The organism is Citrobacter sp. W9, assembly GCF_026719375.1.
GTDB classification, from domain to species: Bacteria; Pseudomonadota; Gammaproteobacteria; order Enterobacterales; family Enterobacteriaceae; genus Citrobacter; species Citrobacter werkmanii.
Genome location: NZ_JAPPTE010000012.1, coordinates 53,874 through 69,788, shown reverse-complemented (window position 1 = coordinate 69,788; position 15,915 = coordinate 53,874). Strand labels below are relative to the sequence as shown.

The window sequence follows — 15,915 nt, the reverse complement described above, 5'->3', positions numbered from 1 at the left end:
ACGGGAAATAAAATGAAAAATTCAAAAGCGATATTAAAAACGCCGGGCACGATGAAAATCATTGCCGCCGATATTCCGGTACCTAAAGAGCATGAAGTGCTAATTAAAGTTGAATATGTTGGTATTTGCGGTTCAGATGTTCACGGTTTTGAATCGGGCCCCTTTATTCCGCCGAAAGATCCCAATCAGGAAATAGGTCTTGGGCATGAATGCGCCGGTACGGTGGTGGCAGTGGGAAGTCGCGTTAGTAAATTTAAACCGGGCGACCGGGTCAACATTGAACCCGGCGTGCCGTGTGGCCACTGCCGCTACTGTCTGGAAGGGAAATACAACATCTGTCCTGACGTCGATTTTATGGCCACACAGCCAAATTATCGCGGTGCGCTAACGTACTATCTGTGCCACCCGGAAAGCTTTACTTACAAGCTGCCGGACAATATGGACACCATGGAAGGCGCTCTGGTAGAGCCTGCGGCGGTAGGGATGCATGCCGCAATGCTGGCGGACGTGAAGCCGGGCAAGAAAATCGTCATTCTGGGGGCTGGCTGTATTGGTTTAATGACCCTGCAAGCCTGTAAATGTTTGGGGGCTACCGACATCGCTGTTGTTGATGTCCTGGATAAACGTCTGGCGATGGCCGGGCAGCTTGGCGCGACGGTCGTGATTAACGGTGCGAAGGAGGACACCGTTGCCTGCTGCCAACAGTTTTCCGGCGATATGGGGGCAGACATTGTTTTCGAAACTGCCGGTTCGGCCATCACGGTTAAGCAGGCGCCATATCTGGTAATGCGCGGTGGGAAAATCATGATCGTGGGCACGGTGCCTGGCGATTCAGCGATTAACTTCCTCAAAATTAATCGTGAAGTCTCAATACAAACTGTTTTCCGCTATGCCAATCGCTACCCGGTCACCATTGAAGCCATTTCCTCCGGGCGTTTCGATGTGAAGTCGATGGTGACGCATATTTATGATTATGCAGATGTTCAGCGCGCGTTTGACGAATCCGTCAATAACAAACGCGAGATTATTAAAGGCGTTATTAAAATTAACCATTAATTTAAATAGGGAGAAACACCATGCTGGCAGATATTAAATATTGGGAAAACGATGCTCAGAATAAACATTATGCGATTGCTCACTTTAACGTGTGGAATGCGGAAATGCTAATGGGGGTCATTGATGCGGCAGAAGAGGCTAAATCGCCGGTAATTATCTCTTTTGGCACCGGATTTGTGGGGAATACCTCGTTTGAAGATTTTTCGCACATGATGGTTTCGATGGCGAAAAAGGCCTCGGTACCGGTTATTACTCATTGGGATCACGGACGTAGCATGGAGATTATTCACAACGCCTGGGTTCATGGCATGAACTCTCTGATGCGCGATGCCTCCGCCTTTGATTTTGAAGAGAATATTCGTCTGACCAAAGAGGCTGTGGACTTCTTTCATCCGTTAGGCATTCCGGTCGAAGCGGAGCTGGGCCACGTGGGCAATGAGACGGTGTACGAAGAGGCGCTGGCGGGTTATCACTATACCGACCCGAGCCAGGCGGCGGAATTTGTCGAGCGTACCGGCTGTGACTCTCTGGCGGTGGCGATTGGCAACCAGCATGGCGTATATACCTCCGAGCCGAAACTTAATTTCGAGGTGGTTGAGCGCGTACGCCGAGCGGTTTCTGTTCCGCTGGTGCTGCACGGGGCATCCGGCATTAGCGATGCGGATATTAAAAAAGCCATCTCATTAGGCATCTCTAAAATCAATATTCATACCGAACTGTGTCAGGCGGCAATGGTGGCGGTGCAGGAGAACCAGAACCAGCCATTCCTGCATGTTGAACGTGAAGTTCGTAAAGCAGTAAAAGAGCGAGCGTTGGAAAAAATCAAACTGTTTGGCTCTGACGGTAAAGCGGAATGACAATATGGATAATATCGAGGTTATTTGTATAGGGGCTGCAATTGTTGATATCCCCTTACAGCCAGTGAGTAAAAATATCTTTGATGTAGATTCTTATCCGTTAGAACGTATTACCATGACCACCGGGGGCGACGCGATTAATGAAGCGACTATTATTTCTCGCCTTGGGCATCGTACTGCGTTAATTAGTCGGGTAGGGGATGATGCGGCAGGTCATTTTATTCTCGACCACTGTCGTCGGGAGAACATTGATATTCAAAGTCTGAAACAGAATGCGGATATTGATACTTCTATTAACGTGGGTTTGGTTACAGCTGATGGCGAACGCACCTTTGTCACCAACCGCAATGGTAGCCTGTGGAAGCTGAATATAAACGATGTTGATTTTGACCGCTTCTCTCAGGCAAAGCTGCTGTCGCTGGCGAGTATTTTTAACAGCCCGCTACTCGACGGCGAAGCATTAACGACGATCTTCACTCAGGCGAAAGCACATCGGTTAATTATTTGTGCCGATATGATTAAGCCACGACTTAATGAAACGCTGAACGATATTCGCCAGGCTTTGAGCTACGTAGACTATTTGTTTCCTAATTTTGAGGAAGCAAAACAGCTTACCGGCAAAGAGACGCTGGATGAAATTGCCGACAGTTTCCTGAGCTGTGGCGTAAAAACGGTAGTGATTAAGACCGGTAAAAGAGGCTGCTTTATCAAGCGTACCGATATGAAAATGGAGGTCCCGGCGGTTTCAGGAATTACCGCTATCGACACCATCGGCGCGGGAGATAATTTTGCCTCGGGATTTATCTCCGCGTTACTTGAAGGCAAGTCGCTGCGCGAGTGCGCACTGTTTGCTAACGCAACGGCAGCAATATCGGTACTGAGCGTGGGCGCCACAACGGGCGTAAAAAACAGAAAGCTGGTTGAACAACTTCTTGATGAATATGAAGGGTAATAACGGCAGATGAAAAAGATTCCTTTAGGCAGTACGGATATTATGCTTTCCCGCATGGGATTAGGGACATGGGCCATTGGTGGCGGTCCGGCATGGAACGGCGATCTCGATCTGCAGGTTTGTATCGATACCATTGTCGAGGCGCATCGCTGCGGTATTAATCTGATTGATACCGCTCCAGGCTACAACTTTGGTAATAGTGAAGTCATTGTTGGGCAGGCGCTGAAAAAGTTACCGCGTAAAGATATCGTGGTTGAAACTAAATGCGGCATTGTCTGGGAGCGGACAGGCAGCCTTTTTAACAAAGTGGGCGATCGCCAGTTGTATAAAAACCTCACGCCCGAGTCGATTCGTGAAGAGGTCGATGCCAGTTTGCAAAGGTTGGGTATAGAAAGCATTGATATCTATATGACCCACTGGCAATCGGTCGAACCCTGTTTTACACCGATTGCGGAAACCGTAGACACGCTGAACGCACTTAAGAAAGAAGGCAAGATTCGATCTATCGGTGCTGCCAACGTGGATGCAGGGCATATCAGGGAGTATCTCAAACACGGTGAGCTGGATATCGTGCAGGCTAAGTACAGCATCCTTGATCGCGGACTGGAAGCTGAATTGTTGCCGTTATGTCAGCAGCATGGCATCGTCGTGCAGGTTTATTCACCGCTCGAACAGGGTTTACTGACTGGAACAATCGCGCGGGATTATATTCCTGGCGGCGCACGGGCCAACAAAGTCTGGTTCCAACGGGAAAATATGCTGCGGGTGATTGATATGCTCGAGCAATGGCGGCCATTGTGTGAAAAATACCGTTGCACGATCCCCGCGCTGGCGTTGGCGTGGATTTTGAAGCAAAGCGATTTAATCACCTTACTGAGCGGGGCGACCGCGCCTGAACAGGTTCGCGAAAACGTCGAGGCGCTGACCGTTGCCCTGACTGATGGCGATTCATCATTGATGAGACAAATGGCAGAAGCGTTGGATATAAAATAATCCAGCTGGCAATGACCTCTGTTTCTGTGTAAAAGAGTACTAAATCTGTGATTCAGACATGTTCTTTTGAAAATAAACATAGCCTGTGAGATACTAGGGTCTTATTATTACTTTGCAGGAAACAGAGGTGTCATCGTGGCGGCAAAAGACAGGATTCAGGCCATTAAGCAAATGGTGGCTAATGATAAGAAAGTGGCGGTATCTAATTTAAGTTCCATCTTTCAGGTAACTGAGGAAACAATTCGCCGCGATCTCGAGAAGCTGGAAGATGAAGGTTTTTTGACCCGAACATATGGTGGTGCGGTACTTAATACCACCGCGTTGTCTGACAATATTCATTTTTATAAACGTGCAAAGTCTTTTTTTGAAGAGAAGCAGATCATTGCTCGTAATGCATTACCGTTTATTAAAAATAAAACCACAATGGCCGCTGACTCCAGCAGTACGGCGATGGAATTATTAAAGTTGTTAAAGGAAAGAAACGATCTGACGCTGTTAACCAACTCGGCTGAAGCATTTCATGAACTGGCGCAGTCAGAAATTAACGTCGTTTCTACTGGCGGCGAACTGAATAAGAATACGTTGTCGTTGCAGGGAAGGATCACCAAGGAGATCATTAGTCGCTATCATGTTGATATTATGGTGATGAGCTGCAAAGGTCTGGATATGCAAAGTGGGGCGCTTGACTCTAACGAAGCAGAAGCGGAAATCAAAAAAACCATGATCCGCCAGGCGACTGAGGTGGCCCTGTTGGTTGATCACTCAAAGTTTGATCGTAAAGCTTTCGTCCAGCTCGTGGACTTTAGCCATATTAACTACCTTATAACCAATAAGGCACCGGGTGCAGAGTGGATTGCGTTTTGTAAAGAGAATAATATTCAACTCGTTTATTAATTTTAACGTTACTCGTGTCGATATTATTTTAGTTTGCACCTGGATAATGCCATAAAAATCTAATGATGATGGATGGCGCGGCAAAATTACCACTGCCGCGAGCGCCATACTTTCTGTTTAGTTGAATTTGAGGCATCCAGATGGAACAATGTGACCCTATCGGTGCAAGATTAGATCGTTTACCCTTATCGCGATTTCATTTTCGTATTTTTGGCATTATAAGTTTTAGTTTATTAGTCACCGGTTTCCTCAGTTATTCCGGGAATGTGGTATTGGCAAAATTAGTCAGTACTGGTTGGTCTAACAATTATCTCAACGCAGCATTTACCTCGGCGCTGATGTTTGGCTATTTTGTCGGTTCGCTAACCGGGGGCTTTATTGGTGATTATCTCGGTCGACGCAAGGCATTCCGCATTAATTTGCTGATTGTTGGGGTCTCTGCTTGCGCGGCAACGTTTGTGCCCAACATGTACTGGCTTATTTTTTTCCGTTGCCTGATGGGGATCGGAATGGGGGCGCTGATTATGGTGGGCTATGCTTCGTTTACCGAATTTATTCCGCCTGCAGTACGTGGAAAGTGGTCTGCCCGCCTGTCATTTGTTGGTAACTGGTCGCCGATGCTGTCCGCGGCTGTTGGCGTCGTGGTTATTGCCTGGTTAAGCTGGCGGGTGATGTTTCTGCTCGGTGGCGCGACAATGCTGTTGGCCTGGTATCTGTCCGGAAAGTACTTTATCGAATCTCCCCGTTGGCTGGCTGGTAAGGGACAGAGAAGTGAAGCTGAAAAACACCTGATACTGGTGGAGTCGCAGATTGAGACAGAGAAAAATATCACCTTACCCTCCTGTCAGAGCCAGTGCCTGGCGGTGCACTCTGGCGTGGAAAGTGGTTCATTTTGGCTACTGTTCAAGGGGCCGATGTTGCGCTGTACGCTGGTGGCGATCACTGTGCTTATCGCGATGAATATTTCGCTCTATACCATCACAGTATGGATCCCAACGATTTTTGTTAATTCGGGAATCGATGTGACGAAGTCTATCTTTATGACCGCGATAATTATGATTGGCGCGCCCGTTGGAATATTTATTGCCGCGATGATTATCGATCGTTTTCCACGGAGGCTGTTTGGTTCATTCTTACTCGTTATTATCGCGCTGCTCGGATATTTCTATTCGATTCAAACTGAAGAGTGGGCCATTTTGAGCTACGGGTTGGTGATGATCTTTTTTCTGTATATGTATGTTTGCTTTGCCTCTGCGGTATATGTCCCGGAGTTGTGGCCGACACATCTGAGATTGCGTGGTTCGGGTTTCGTGAATGCGGTGGGCAGGATTGTCGCGGTATTTACGCCTTATGGCGTCGCTATTCTGTTGACACGCTACGGCTCGACCACTGTCTTTATCGTGCTGGGCGTTATGCTGGTGCTCTGCGCACTGATTCTGTTGTGCTTTGGCATCGAAACACGCAAAGTTTCTCTGGAAGAGATTTCAACCCTGGCCTGAAATAACGTGCCGACAGGAGCGATCCTGTCGGCGTCGCTTACGGTTGGGTTTCCAGCCAGTCATCCAGCGTATACAACGTCGCACCCGCCGCCGCCATTTCCATAAAGGCGTTTGCACTGTCCTGGGGGGAAATATTGACGCCACGACAACCGTCGGTAATGACGCTGACGGCGTAACCCAGATCGAGCGCATCCAGAACGGTAAATTTTACGCAATAATCGGTCGCCAGCCCCATGATGATGAGCTCGGCAACGCGATGTTCGAGCAGCCATGCGTTCAGTGCGGTTGCCTGACGACGACCATTATCAAAAAACGCACTATAACTGTCGACCAGCGGGTTTTCGCCCTTAGTGAAGGTTTGCGCTATCGCGCGCTGGTTCAGCAAAGGATGCAGGGCTGCCCCTTCGCTGTTTTGCACGCAATGGTCGGGCCAGAACGTCTGCGCCAGGCCGTCCAGTTGCCCCTGACTGTAAGGTTCAACCTGGTGCTGGCTGGCAAAACTACCATGATTAGCCGGATGCCAGTCCAGACTGGCGACGACGGTGTCGCCGCGTGGGGCGCACCAGTCGATCAGGCGGTTAGCAATATCGATGGTGCTGTCGCCTTGCGGGACGGCGAGGGCGCCGCCGGCACAAAAGTCATTCTGTAAATCGACCAACAGTAAGGCTCGGGCCATGGGCATTGACTCCTTTATTCGTCTGGCGTGAGCTCGCCACGCAGGTTTTGCGACATTGCTTGACGAATGCTCTGCGTGTCCAGCCCCTGACTCAGCAAATAGTGCAGTTTGGTGAGCGTTGCTTCGACCGTCATATCCGCACCGCCGATAACGCCAGCATGCGCCAGCGCGTTCCCCGTCGCGTAACCGCCCATGTTCACCTTGCCGGACATACACTGCGTAAGGTTAACCACCACGATGCCGCGTGAGCTGGCATCTTCAAGCTCTTGCAGAAACTCTTTATTTTGTGGCGCATTGCCCACGCCGTAAGAGCGTAAAATTAACGCTTTAACCGGCTGGCGCAAGAAGTTGCGTACCACATCGGCAGAAATCCCAGGATAAATAGTCACCACGCCAATCGGTTGTGGCGTGATAGGGTGAACAATCAGTTCGCCCGTCCCGTGTGGCGCAGGTGGTGTTCCCAGTCGACGGATATGGATACCCGCTTCCAGTAGAGGGGAAAGATTGGGTGAGGCAAAGGCGTCAAAACCATCGGCATGCGCTTTGGTGGTACGGTTGCCGCGAAACAGTCGATTATTGAAGAACAGGGTCACTTCGTTAATCGGATAATTCGCTGCAACGTAGAGCGCATTCAGCAAATTAATTTGTCCGTCGGAGCGTAATTCTGCCAGTGGTATTTGTGACCCTGTCACAATCACCGGCTTGCCGAGATTCTCCAGCATGAAAGAGAGTGCCGAAGCGGTAAACGCCATGGTGTCGGTGCCGTGGAGAATGACAAAACCATCGTAATCGTCATAGTGCGATTTAATGTCTTCCGCAATATGCTGCCAGTCTTCCGGCGTCATATCGGAAGAATCCATCAGCGGATCGTATTCATGGATGGTGAAGTCTGGCATCTCAGGGCGGTGGAATTCTGGCATCAATGCCAGCTGGCGCTGAAGATGACCAGAAACGGGGATATAACCCTGTTCTGAGCGCTGCATACCAATGGTACCGCCGGTATAGGCAACGTAAATCGATTTCTTTTGCATGGGCGTCACAGATTAAGTTGTGCATGAACAGGCGCAGTATAAAGTCCCTCCTGAAAAAAGACAGCGCAAATGACGCATACCGGTTGTCTGATCAATATGTCATTTACGTTCAGTGCGTTGTCCCGATTATACAGTGTGGTTCTCCCCCCTCAGTCCTACAGTATCGACCTTCTTTTACGCGTACTTTTACGGATCGAGAAATGATCAGAAAGAGAATTGATAATGCCGCTATTTTGCTGATGGTGGTGATTTGCGGTGTCTGGGGCAGTCAACAGGTTGCGATTAAATCCGCGGCTGATGATATGTCGCCGTTTCTTCAGGTGGGGTTGCGTTCTGCAATCGCCGCGCTGCTGATTGGACTGCTTTTTCACCGCCGGGATAATATATTTGGCCGCCTGCGTGAGCGCAGTATTGCCAGAATGGGTACTATCGTTGGGCTGCTTTTTGCGCTTGAGTTCGTGTTGGTTTCTGTCGGAATAACGCTGACGACTGCCTCTCATATGGCGCTTTATCTGTACACCGCGCCGTTGTTTTCCGCTGTCGGGTTACATATTATTTTGCCTGAGGAACGCCTGAGCCGTCTGCAGTGGTGCGGGTTGGGCATCGCCTTTTTCGGGATTGCCGTCGCCGTGATGTGGGTTGCGCATGACGGGAATACGCAGTGGAGTCTGGCAGGCGATTTGTGCGGGCTGTTTGCGGGCATTGCCTGGGGAACGTCCAGCGTTGTGATTCGCTGCAGTCGTCTTGCTACTATCCCTTCATCGTGTACGTTGTTTTATCAACTCGCTATCACCGGTATTGTGTTATTGCTTATTGGTTTGATGCTGGGTGAAACGACGATACATATGACCTCGACATTGATGGCTAGTCTGACTTTCCAGACGCTGGTCGTCGCATTTTCAAGCTATCTAATCTGGTTTACTCTGCTGCGTAATTATCATGTTGCTTCGCTGGGAACGCTGGTTCTGATGACGCCTGCGATGGGGATTATCGCCGGTGTGATGTTTCTGGGAGAATCGCTACAGCCTGCGTTTATCGTAGGGGCGCTGTTGATACTGACAGGATTGCTTTGTGTGTCATTACCGTCCCGGGCAATTTTGCGCCATCGCCCGGGTTTAAACCGGAGCCTGAAGTGAAGAAAAACAACATTGCGTTGCCCCCAGGTGGAAAAGCGGATCGCGATATTATCACCGCCATTGATGCGAACCAGACAGCGATGCCCCTCAGGCCGCAATTAAATGTCGGGATTGTACTATGGCCTGAATTTCCTTTACTGGCACTGGCGGGGTTGACGGATGCGCTGCGTCACGCGGCGGATATGGGGGATGACAGCCAGAAGATCCGCTGTTCCTGGCGTCTGATGAGCGCTACGCCAGAACAGCCTGTTTTAAGCAGTTCGGGCATGGCGATGATGCCGGATAGTGCATTCGTTACCCCGGAGCAGTTCGATTATATCGTGGTGATCGGTGGGCTATTGCGCAGTATGGCAAAAGCGGACCCTGCCGCGCGGCGTTATCTGCATCTTGCCCATCAGCGGAATATCCCGCTGGTCGGTGTTTGTACGGGCAGCTTTGTTCTGGCGCAGGAGGGTTTTCTACAGGGATTAACTGCGGCGGTTCATCCCTGGCATCTGAACGATTTTAAGACGCAATTTCCTCTGTTGACCGCCCGAACCGGCGTCGATTTCCATGAAGAAAAGGGGATACTGACTTGCCCGGGCGGTATCTCAACGATCGGACTGGCGACGGAGCTTATTCGCCGACACTGTGGCCCCGACAGAGCGACAAAAGCCATTTTCCAGATGTCAGTGCCTAACCGAATAGACGGCACTTCCGTGGCGGTTTCCAGAGCGATAGGCTTTACGCATGTGAGCGATAGCCGCTTACGTAAGGCCGTATTTTTGATTGAGAAAGGGTTGGTTAAACCTATCTCCACCCAATGGCTTGCCGCAGAAGTCAATCTGAGTCCACGGCAGTTGACCCGGTTGTTTAATGCTGAGTTTTCTCAGTCGCCGGGGGAGTTTATCCGTAGCGCCCGATTGCGTTATGCCCATTGGCTGCTGATAAATTCTGGAGAGAGCGTAACGGAGATTGCGCTGCGTCTGGGGTTTAGCGACTGCGCGCACTTTATTCGCATGTTTAGTCGGGAATTTGGCTGTACGCCTGGGGATTGTCGGAATACCCGAATCAATGCTGCCCCATCCGGGGCAGCATTTGACGGTTAACGAACGTTGGCGCAGGTCAGGCAAAACGCATAGCGGTTTTGCGGATCGTTAAACGCGGCCAGCTTATCGCTTTCAGCTTTTACCGTACTTGCCGCAGAAGCCAGCGGAGCCGGAAGCATTGCCTGAATGGCGGCGGGCAGCATGGCGCGAACCGAACCTGACATACTGTCCATGACCATATCCACGAATGTGGGTTCGTCCTGGTAATACTCAATGTGCCATTGTTTCAGTTTGGCCAGTTCAGCCGCTTTCGCGACGGCGTCGTCAAAATCCCCCAGACTGTCGACCAGACCGTTGGCTTTCGCATCCTGGCCGGTCCAGACGTGGCCCTGAGCGATTTTGTCAATCTGCTCTGGCGTTGTCTTACGTGCATTCGCGACCAGCGTGATAAAGCGCTTATAGCCGTTCTCGATGCTCAGTTGCATCATTTGCTGTACTTCAGGCGGTAACGCTTTAGTGATGGAAATGTCCGCCAGCGGAGAGGTGGCTACGCCGTCGGTATGTACGCCAATGGAATCCAGACTGTTTTCCACTGTGTTGATCACGCCAAAGATCCCGATTGAACCGGTCAGTGTGCTGGGGTTAGCCACAATGTAACTGGCTGGCGTGGAGATCCAGTAACCGCCTGATGCCGCCATACCGCCCATCGACACGACGACCGGTTTGCCCGCTGCTTTGGCCGCAGCCAGTTCAGCGCGGATCACTTCGGAGGCGCTTACGCTGCCGCCAGGACTGTTCACTCGCAGAACAATGGCTTTCACCTTCGGATCAAGACGCGCTTCGCGGATTTGTGCGGCAGTGGTGTCGCCGCCCACATTCCCTGGGGTTTCTTCACCGTCCATAATCGCGCCATTCGCGAAGATGACGCCAATGCTCTCTCCGGTATCCGCCGGGGTTTTCAGCGAATAATCGTAGTAGCTGACGGCGCGGAAGTTTTTATCCGCTTTGCTCCAGCCGAACTGTTTGGTCAGCATTTTTTCGACTTCAGCGCTGGAGGCGAGTGCATCCACCAGTTTGTTGTCGAGCGCGTATTTTGCGGTATCGCCCTCGACTTTTGTCAAACCGTCCAGCATCGCTTGCGCGCCGGGGAACACCTGTTGGGCTGGGATCTGACGGTTTGCGGCTACCGTATCGAGATAGTTCTGCCACAGCTCGCCGATCCAGCGGCTATCGGCCTCGCGCGCGGCAGGGGACATATCATCGCGGATGAAGGGTTCTACCGCAGACTTATAGGTACCGACGCGGAACACGTGCGTTGAGACTTTCAGTTTATCCAGCAGGGACTTGTAGTACAGACCGTTAGTGGCAAAACCGTGCAGATCAACGGAACCCTGCGGAGAAAGGTAAATTTTGTTGGCAAAACTGGCGAGGTAATATTGCCCCTGGCTGAAGTTATCGCCCACGGCAAAGACCGGTTTGCCGCTGTCGCGGAATTCCCGCAGCGCTTTACCGATGTACTGCATGGACGGCTGATCGGCCCCGGCAAAGTTTTTCAAATCCATCACGATGCCGGTGATGTTGCGGTCATCTTTCGCCTGGCGAATGGTATTCACGATATCAAACAGGGAGTTTTCCTGCAGTCGGTCAGAACTGGTGCCAAACAGCTGACGACCAATGGCGCTCAAGCGACTGGTGCTTGAAGGCTTGTCGACAATCACGCCCGAGATATCCAACAGCAGCGCGCCACGTTCAGCATGTTCACTGGTGTTGCTGCTACTGACCTGCATCCAGATCCCCACGCCAACCAGCACCAAGAAGATAAAGAACAGGTTAAGCACAAATTCACGGACGAAATTGAGTAATCGCCATGTCCATTTAAAAAATCCGGCAATAAATCGCCACAGGGTTCGCATGTATTCTCCCTACCGATTAACAACACGCCACCCGGTTATCCCGAAAAAGGCGTTAAGATGTGGCTATCGTAATGACCCAACGGGCACTTGTCAGCAGGAATCACCGCCTGTGCTGTAACAAAATCCGCTCACGTGTTAATTTTGTGAATAAATCTCATTGTTGGAGTTAAACAAATGGATGCACTCGAATTACTCATCACCCGTCGTAGCGCTTCTCGTCTTGTCGAACCGGCACCGGCGGGAGAGCAACTGCAAAACATTCTGCGGGCGGGAATGCGCGCGCCAGACCACAAAACGCTGCAACCGTGGCAGTTCTTTGTCATTGAGGGCGAAGGGCGCGAGCGCTTTAGCGCCGTGCTTGAAAAAGGCGCTATTGCCGCCGGCAGCGACGAGAAAGCTCAGGAAAAAGCGCGGACGGCGCCGTTTCGCGCCCCGCTGATCATTACCGTCGTCGCGAAATGTGAAGAAAACGACAAGGTTCCGCTGTGGGAACAGGAAATGTCTGCCGGTTGCGCGGTAATGGCCATGCAGATGGCCGCTGTTGCTCAGGGCTTTGGCGGTATCTGGCGTAGCGGCGCATTAACGGAAAGCGCGGAAGTTCGCGAAGCGTTTGATTGTCGTCCGCAGGATAAGATCGTCGGTTTTCTCTATCTGGGTACACCGCAGCTAAAAGCGTCCACGACCATTAGCCTGGCCGATCCGAGCGCTTTTGTTCGTTATTTCTGATATCAACGGCAAAACTGTCTGGATTATGAGCAAAGACACCTGAATTCAGACAGTCACTCTTACCACATCATGGAATGAGCGCTACCATATCCGAATTGCAATGACAGGAGATGTCCATGAGCGAGCAAGCTATTCGTTTAACGCAATACAGCCACGGAGCCGGTTGCGGTTGTAAAATTTCCCCTAAAGTGCTGGAAACCATCCTGCACAGCGAGCAGGCGAAGTTCGTTGATCCAAACTTACTCGTGGGTAATGAAACCCGCGATGACGCCGCTGTCTACGATTTGGGTAATGGCACCAGCGTTATCAGCACCACCGATTTCTTTATGCCGATTGTCGATAATCCGTTTGATTTTGGCCGTATTGCCGCCACCAACGCCATCAGCGATATTTTTGCTATGGGCGGCAAACCGATTATGGCAATTGCTATTCTGGGCTGGCCGCTGGATAAGCTGGCGCCGGAAATCGCCCGTGAAGTGACCGAAGGCGGACGCTTTGCCTGCCGTCAGGCGGGTATCGCGCTGGCGGGCGGTCACTCTATCGATGCCCCGGAGCCTATCTTCGGTCTTGCGGTTACCGGCGTTGTGCCGACTGAACGCGTGAAGAAAAACAGCACCGCCGAGGCGGGATGCAAGCTGTTCCTGACCAAACCTTTGGGCATTGGCGTCCTGACTACCGCAGAGAAAAAATCGCTGCTGAAGCCGGAGCACAAAGGGCTGGCGACGGAAGTGATGTGTCGGATGAACATTGCCGGTGCGGCATTTGCCGATATCGAGGGCGTGAAAGCCATGACCGACGTTACCGGTTTTGGTCTGCTGGGACATCTGAGCGAGATGTGTCAGGGCGCAGGCATTCAGGCGCAGATTGTTTACCAGGATATTCCTAAGCTTCCTGGCGTTGAAGAGTACATCGCGCAGGGCGCGGTGCCGGGCGGTACCCAGCGTAACTTTGCCAGCTACGGACACCTGATGGGTGAAATGCCGCAGCCGGTTCGCGACCTGCTCTGCGATCCGCAAACCTCCGGCGGTTTGCTGCTGGCGGTAACGCCACAAGCGGAGGCCGAAGTGAAAGCGGCAGCGGCACAGTTTGGTATCGATCTCACCGCGATTGGTGAGTTAGTGGAAGCTCGTGGCGGTCGCGCCATGGTTGAGATCCGTTAACTCGATGCGGTTGTTTATTGCCGAAAAACCGAGTCTGGCGCGCGCTATCGCCGATGTGCTGCCAAAGCCGCAACGCAAAGGTGACGGCTTTATTGAATGCGGAAATGGACAAGTGGTGACCTGGTGTATTGGTCACCTGCTTGAACAGGCGCAGCCAGACGCCTACGACAGCCGTTATGCGCGCTGGAGTCTGGTCGATCTGCCGATTGTCCCGGAAAAGTGGCAACTGCAGCCACGTCCTTCGGTGACCAAACAGCTCAACGTTATCAAGCGCTTTTTACATGAAGCCAGCGAGGTTATTCACGCGGGAGACCCCGATCGTGAAGGACAACTGCTGGTGGATGAAGTGCTGGATTACCTGCAACTGGCTCCCGAAAAGCGCCAGCAGGTGCAACGTTGTCTGATTAACGACCTCAACCCGCAGGCCGTCGAACGCGCTATTGAGCGACTGCGGGCCAACAGTGAGTTCATCCCGCTGTGCGTGTCGGCCCTGGCGCGGGCGCGGGCAGACTGGCTGTACGGCATCAATATGACCCGTGCTTACACCATTCTTGGGCGAAACGCAGGCTATCAGGGTGTGCTCTCGGTCGGGCGCGTACAGACGCCGGTGCTCGGCCTGGTTGTGCGTCGCGATGAAGAGATTGAAAACTTCGTCGCCAAAGATTTCTTTGAAGTGAAAGCGCATATCGTGACGCCCGCCGATGAGCGGTTTACCGCTATCTGGCAGCCCAGCGAAGCATGTGAGCCGTATCAGGACGAAGAAGGGCGCTTGCTGAATCGTACGCTGGCCGAACACGTGGTGAACCGTATTAACGGCCAGCCGGCGCTCGTTACCAGCTATAACGATAAACGGGAATCAGAATCCGCGCCGCTGCCGTTTTCGCTGTCGGCGTTGCAGATTGAAGCGGCGAAACGCTTTGGTTTGAGCGCGCAGAACGTTCTGGATATCTGCCAGAAACTGTATGAAACCCATAAATTGATTACCTATCCGCGTTCGGATAGCCGTTATCTGCCGGAAGAACATTTTGCCGGACGTCATGCGGTAATGAACGCAATTAGCGTTCATGCGCCGGATCTGCTTCCGCAACCCGCGGTGGATCCCGATACGCGAAATCGCTGCTGGGACGATAAAAAGGTGGATGCGCACCACGCTATCATTCCCACGGCCCGGAGTTCATCGATTAACCTTACCGACAACGAAGCGAAAATTTACAACCTGATTGCCCGTCAGTATCTGATGCAGTTTTGTGCGGATGCGGTATTCCGCAAGTGCGTTATTGAGCTGGATATTGCCAAAGGCAAGTTTGTCGCCAAAGCGCGTTTTCTGGCGGAGGCCGGATGGCGCACGCTGCTTGGCAATAAGGAGCGCGATGAAGATAACGACGGGACGCCGTTGCCGGTGGTGGCTAAAGACGATGAATTGCTGTGCGAAAAAGGCGAAGTGGTTGAACGTCAGACTCAGCCGCCACGCCATTTTACCGATGCGACGTTGCTGTCAGCGATGACCGGGATTGCGCGCTTTGTGCAGGATAAAGATCTGAAAAAGATCCTGCGCGCCACGGATGGATTAGGTACGGAAGCGACGCGCGCCGGGATTATCGAGCTGCTGTTTAAACGCGGATTCCTGGTGAAAAAAGGGCGCTATATCCATTCGACCGATGCCGGAAAAGCGTTGTTTCACTCGCTGCCGGAAATGGCGACGCGTCCGGATATGACCGCGCACTGGGAATCTATTCTGACCCAAATCAGCGAAAAACAGTGTCGTTATCAGGATTTCATGCAGCCGCTGGTGGGAACGCTGTATCAGCTCATCGATCAGGCGCGCAGTACGCCGGTACGGCGCTTCCGGGGAATTGTCGCGCCGGGTGGCAGTGGTGGTGATAAGAAAAAGAGCGCGCCGCGTAAACGCCCGGCGAAAAAAAGCCCGCCATCCGAAGAGGCAGGCGTGTAAGTCTGTAGGCCTGATAAGCGTAGCGCCATCAGGCTTTGCCGGA

The 15,915-nt window shown here is 51.9% G+C and carries 14 protein-coding genes; 11 read left to right on the top strand and 3 right to left on the bottom strand.

Going from position 1 to position 15,915, the window contains the following annotated elements:
* The first annotated feature begins 12 nt into the window (after nt 1-12).
* From OOJ59_RS17105 to OOJ59_RS17080, 6 genes are all read left to right on the top strand, one after another.
* A complete protein-coding gene (locus tag OOJ59_RS17105; protein ID WP_069324293.1) occupies nt 13-1,056 on the top strand; it encodes an NAD(P)-dependent alcohol dehydrogenase in 1,044 nt (347 codons plus the stop codon).
* 20 nt (nt 1,057-1,076) lie between these two features.
* A complete protein-coding gene (locus OOJ59_RS17100) occupies nt 1,077-1,913 on the top strand; it encodes a ketose-bisphosphate aldolase (protein WP_038640077.1) in 837 nt (278 codons plus the stop codon).
* Nucleotides 1,914-1,917: 4 nt separating this feature from the next.
* Complete coding sequence (locus OOJ59_RS17095) at nt 1,918-2,865, top strand: carbohydrate kinase family protein (protein ID WP_160956199.1); 948 nt, start codon at nt 1,918-1,920, stop codon at nt 2,863-2,865.
* A gap of 9 nt (nt 2,866-2,874) precedes the next feature.
* Nucleotides 2,875-3,858 carry an NADH-dependent methylglyoxal reductase gene (gene ydjG / locus OOJ59_RS17090; protein WP_137347181.1) on the top strand — a complete coding sequence of 328 codons (984 nt, stop codon included), beginning with the start codon at nt 2,875-2,877 and terminating at the stop codon, nt 3,856-3,858.
* Between the two features lie 135 nt (nt 3,859-3,993).
* Nucleotides 3,994-4,752, top strand: a complete 759-nt coding sequence (locus OOJ59_RS17085; RefSeq protein ID WP_032943120.1) for a DeoR/GlpR family DNA-binding transcription regulator — start codon at nt 3,994-3,996, stop codon at nt 4,750-4,752.
* Between the two features lie 140 nt (nt 4,753-4,892).
* A complete protein-coding gene (locus OOJ59_RS17080) occupies nt 4,893-6,251 on the top strand; it encodes an MFS transporter (RefSeq protein WP_069324290.1) in 1,359 nt (452 codons plus the stop codon).
* A gap of 37 nt (nt 6,252-6,288) precedes the next feature.
* Here OOJ59_RS17080 and pncA read toward each other — a convergent pair whose 3' ends face one another.
* Both pncA and ansA read right to left on the bottom strand, forming a co-directional pair.
* Entirely contained in the window at nt 6,289-6,927 is a 639-nt protein-coding gene (gene pncA, locus OOJ59_RS17075; protein WP_369708910.1) for a bifunctional nicotinamidase/pyrazinamidase, read from the bottom strand.
* A gap of 14 nt (nt 6,928-6,941) precedes the next feature.
* Nucleotides 6,942-7,958, bottom strand: coding sequence for an asparaginase (ansA, locus tag OOJ59_RS17070; protein ID WP_038640081.1), 1,017 nt, complete (start codon nt 7,956-7,958; stop codon nt 6,942-6,944).
* Between the two features lie 200 nt (nt 7,959-8,158).
* Between ansA and OOJ59_RS17065 the strand changes: the two genes are divergently transcribed.
* Both OOJ59_RS17065 and OOJ59_RS17060 read left to right on the top strand, forming a co-directional pair.
* A complete protein-coding gene (locus tag OOJ59_RS17065; RefSeq protein ID WP_226809221.1) occupies nt 8,159-9,094 on the top strand; it encodes a DMT family transporter in 936 nt (311 codons plus the stop codon).
* Nucleotides 9,091-10,182, top strand: coding sequence for a GlxA family transcriptional regulator (locus tag OOJ59_RS17060; protein ID WP_038640083.1), 1,092 nt, complete (start codon nt 9,091-9,093; stop codon nt 10,180-10,182). The genes OOJ59_RS17065 and OOJ59_RS17060 overlap by 4 nt, the downstream gene beginning before the upstream one ends.
* Here OOJ59_RS17060 and sppA read toward each other — a convergent pair.
* Nucleotides 10,179-12,035, bottom strand: coding sequence for a signal peptide peptidase SppA (gene sppA, locus OOJ59_RS17055; protein ID WP_160956200.1), 1,857 nt, complete (start codon nt 12,033-12,035; stop codon nt 10,179-10,181). The genes OOJ59_RS17060 and sppA overlap by 4 nt on opposite strands.
* A gap of 174 nt (nt 12,036-12,209) precedes the next feature.
* Here sppA and OOJ59_RS17050 point away from each other — a divergent pair, with 174 nt between their 5' ends.
* The 3 genes from OOJ59_RS17050 to topB all read left to right on the top strand — a co-directional run bounded on the left by OOJ59_RS17050 (nt 12,210) and on the right by topB (nt 15,872).
* Nucleotides 12,210-12,761 (top strand): NAD(P)H nitroreductase, encoded by a 552-nt coding sequence (locus OOJ59_RS17050; RefSeq protein ID WP_038640085.1) that lies wholly within the window; start codon nt 12,210-12,212, stop codon nt 12,759-12,761.
* Nucleotides 12,762-12,877: 116 nt separating this feature from the next.
* A complete protein-coding gene (selD, locus tag OOJ59_RS17045) occupies nt 12,878-13,921 on the top strand; it encodes a selenide, water dikinase SelD (RefSeq protein ID WP_085049511.1) in 1,044 nt (347 codons plus the stop codon).
* Between the two features lie 4 nt (nt 13,922-13,925).
* Nucleotides 13,926-15,872 (top strand): DNA topoisomerase III, encoded by a 1,947-nt coding sequence (gene topB / locus OOJ59_RS17040; RefSeq protein WP_160956210.1) that lies wholly within the window; start codon nt 13,926-13,928, stop codon nt 15,870-15,872.
* Nucleotides 15,873-15,915 lie beyond the last annotated feature (43 nt).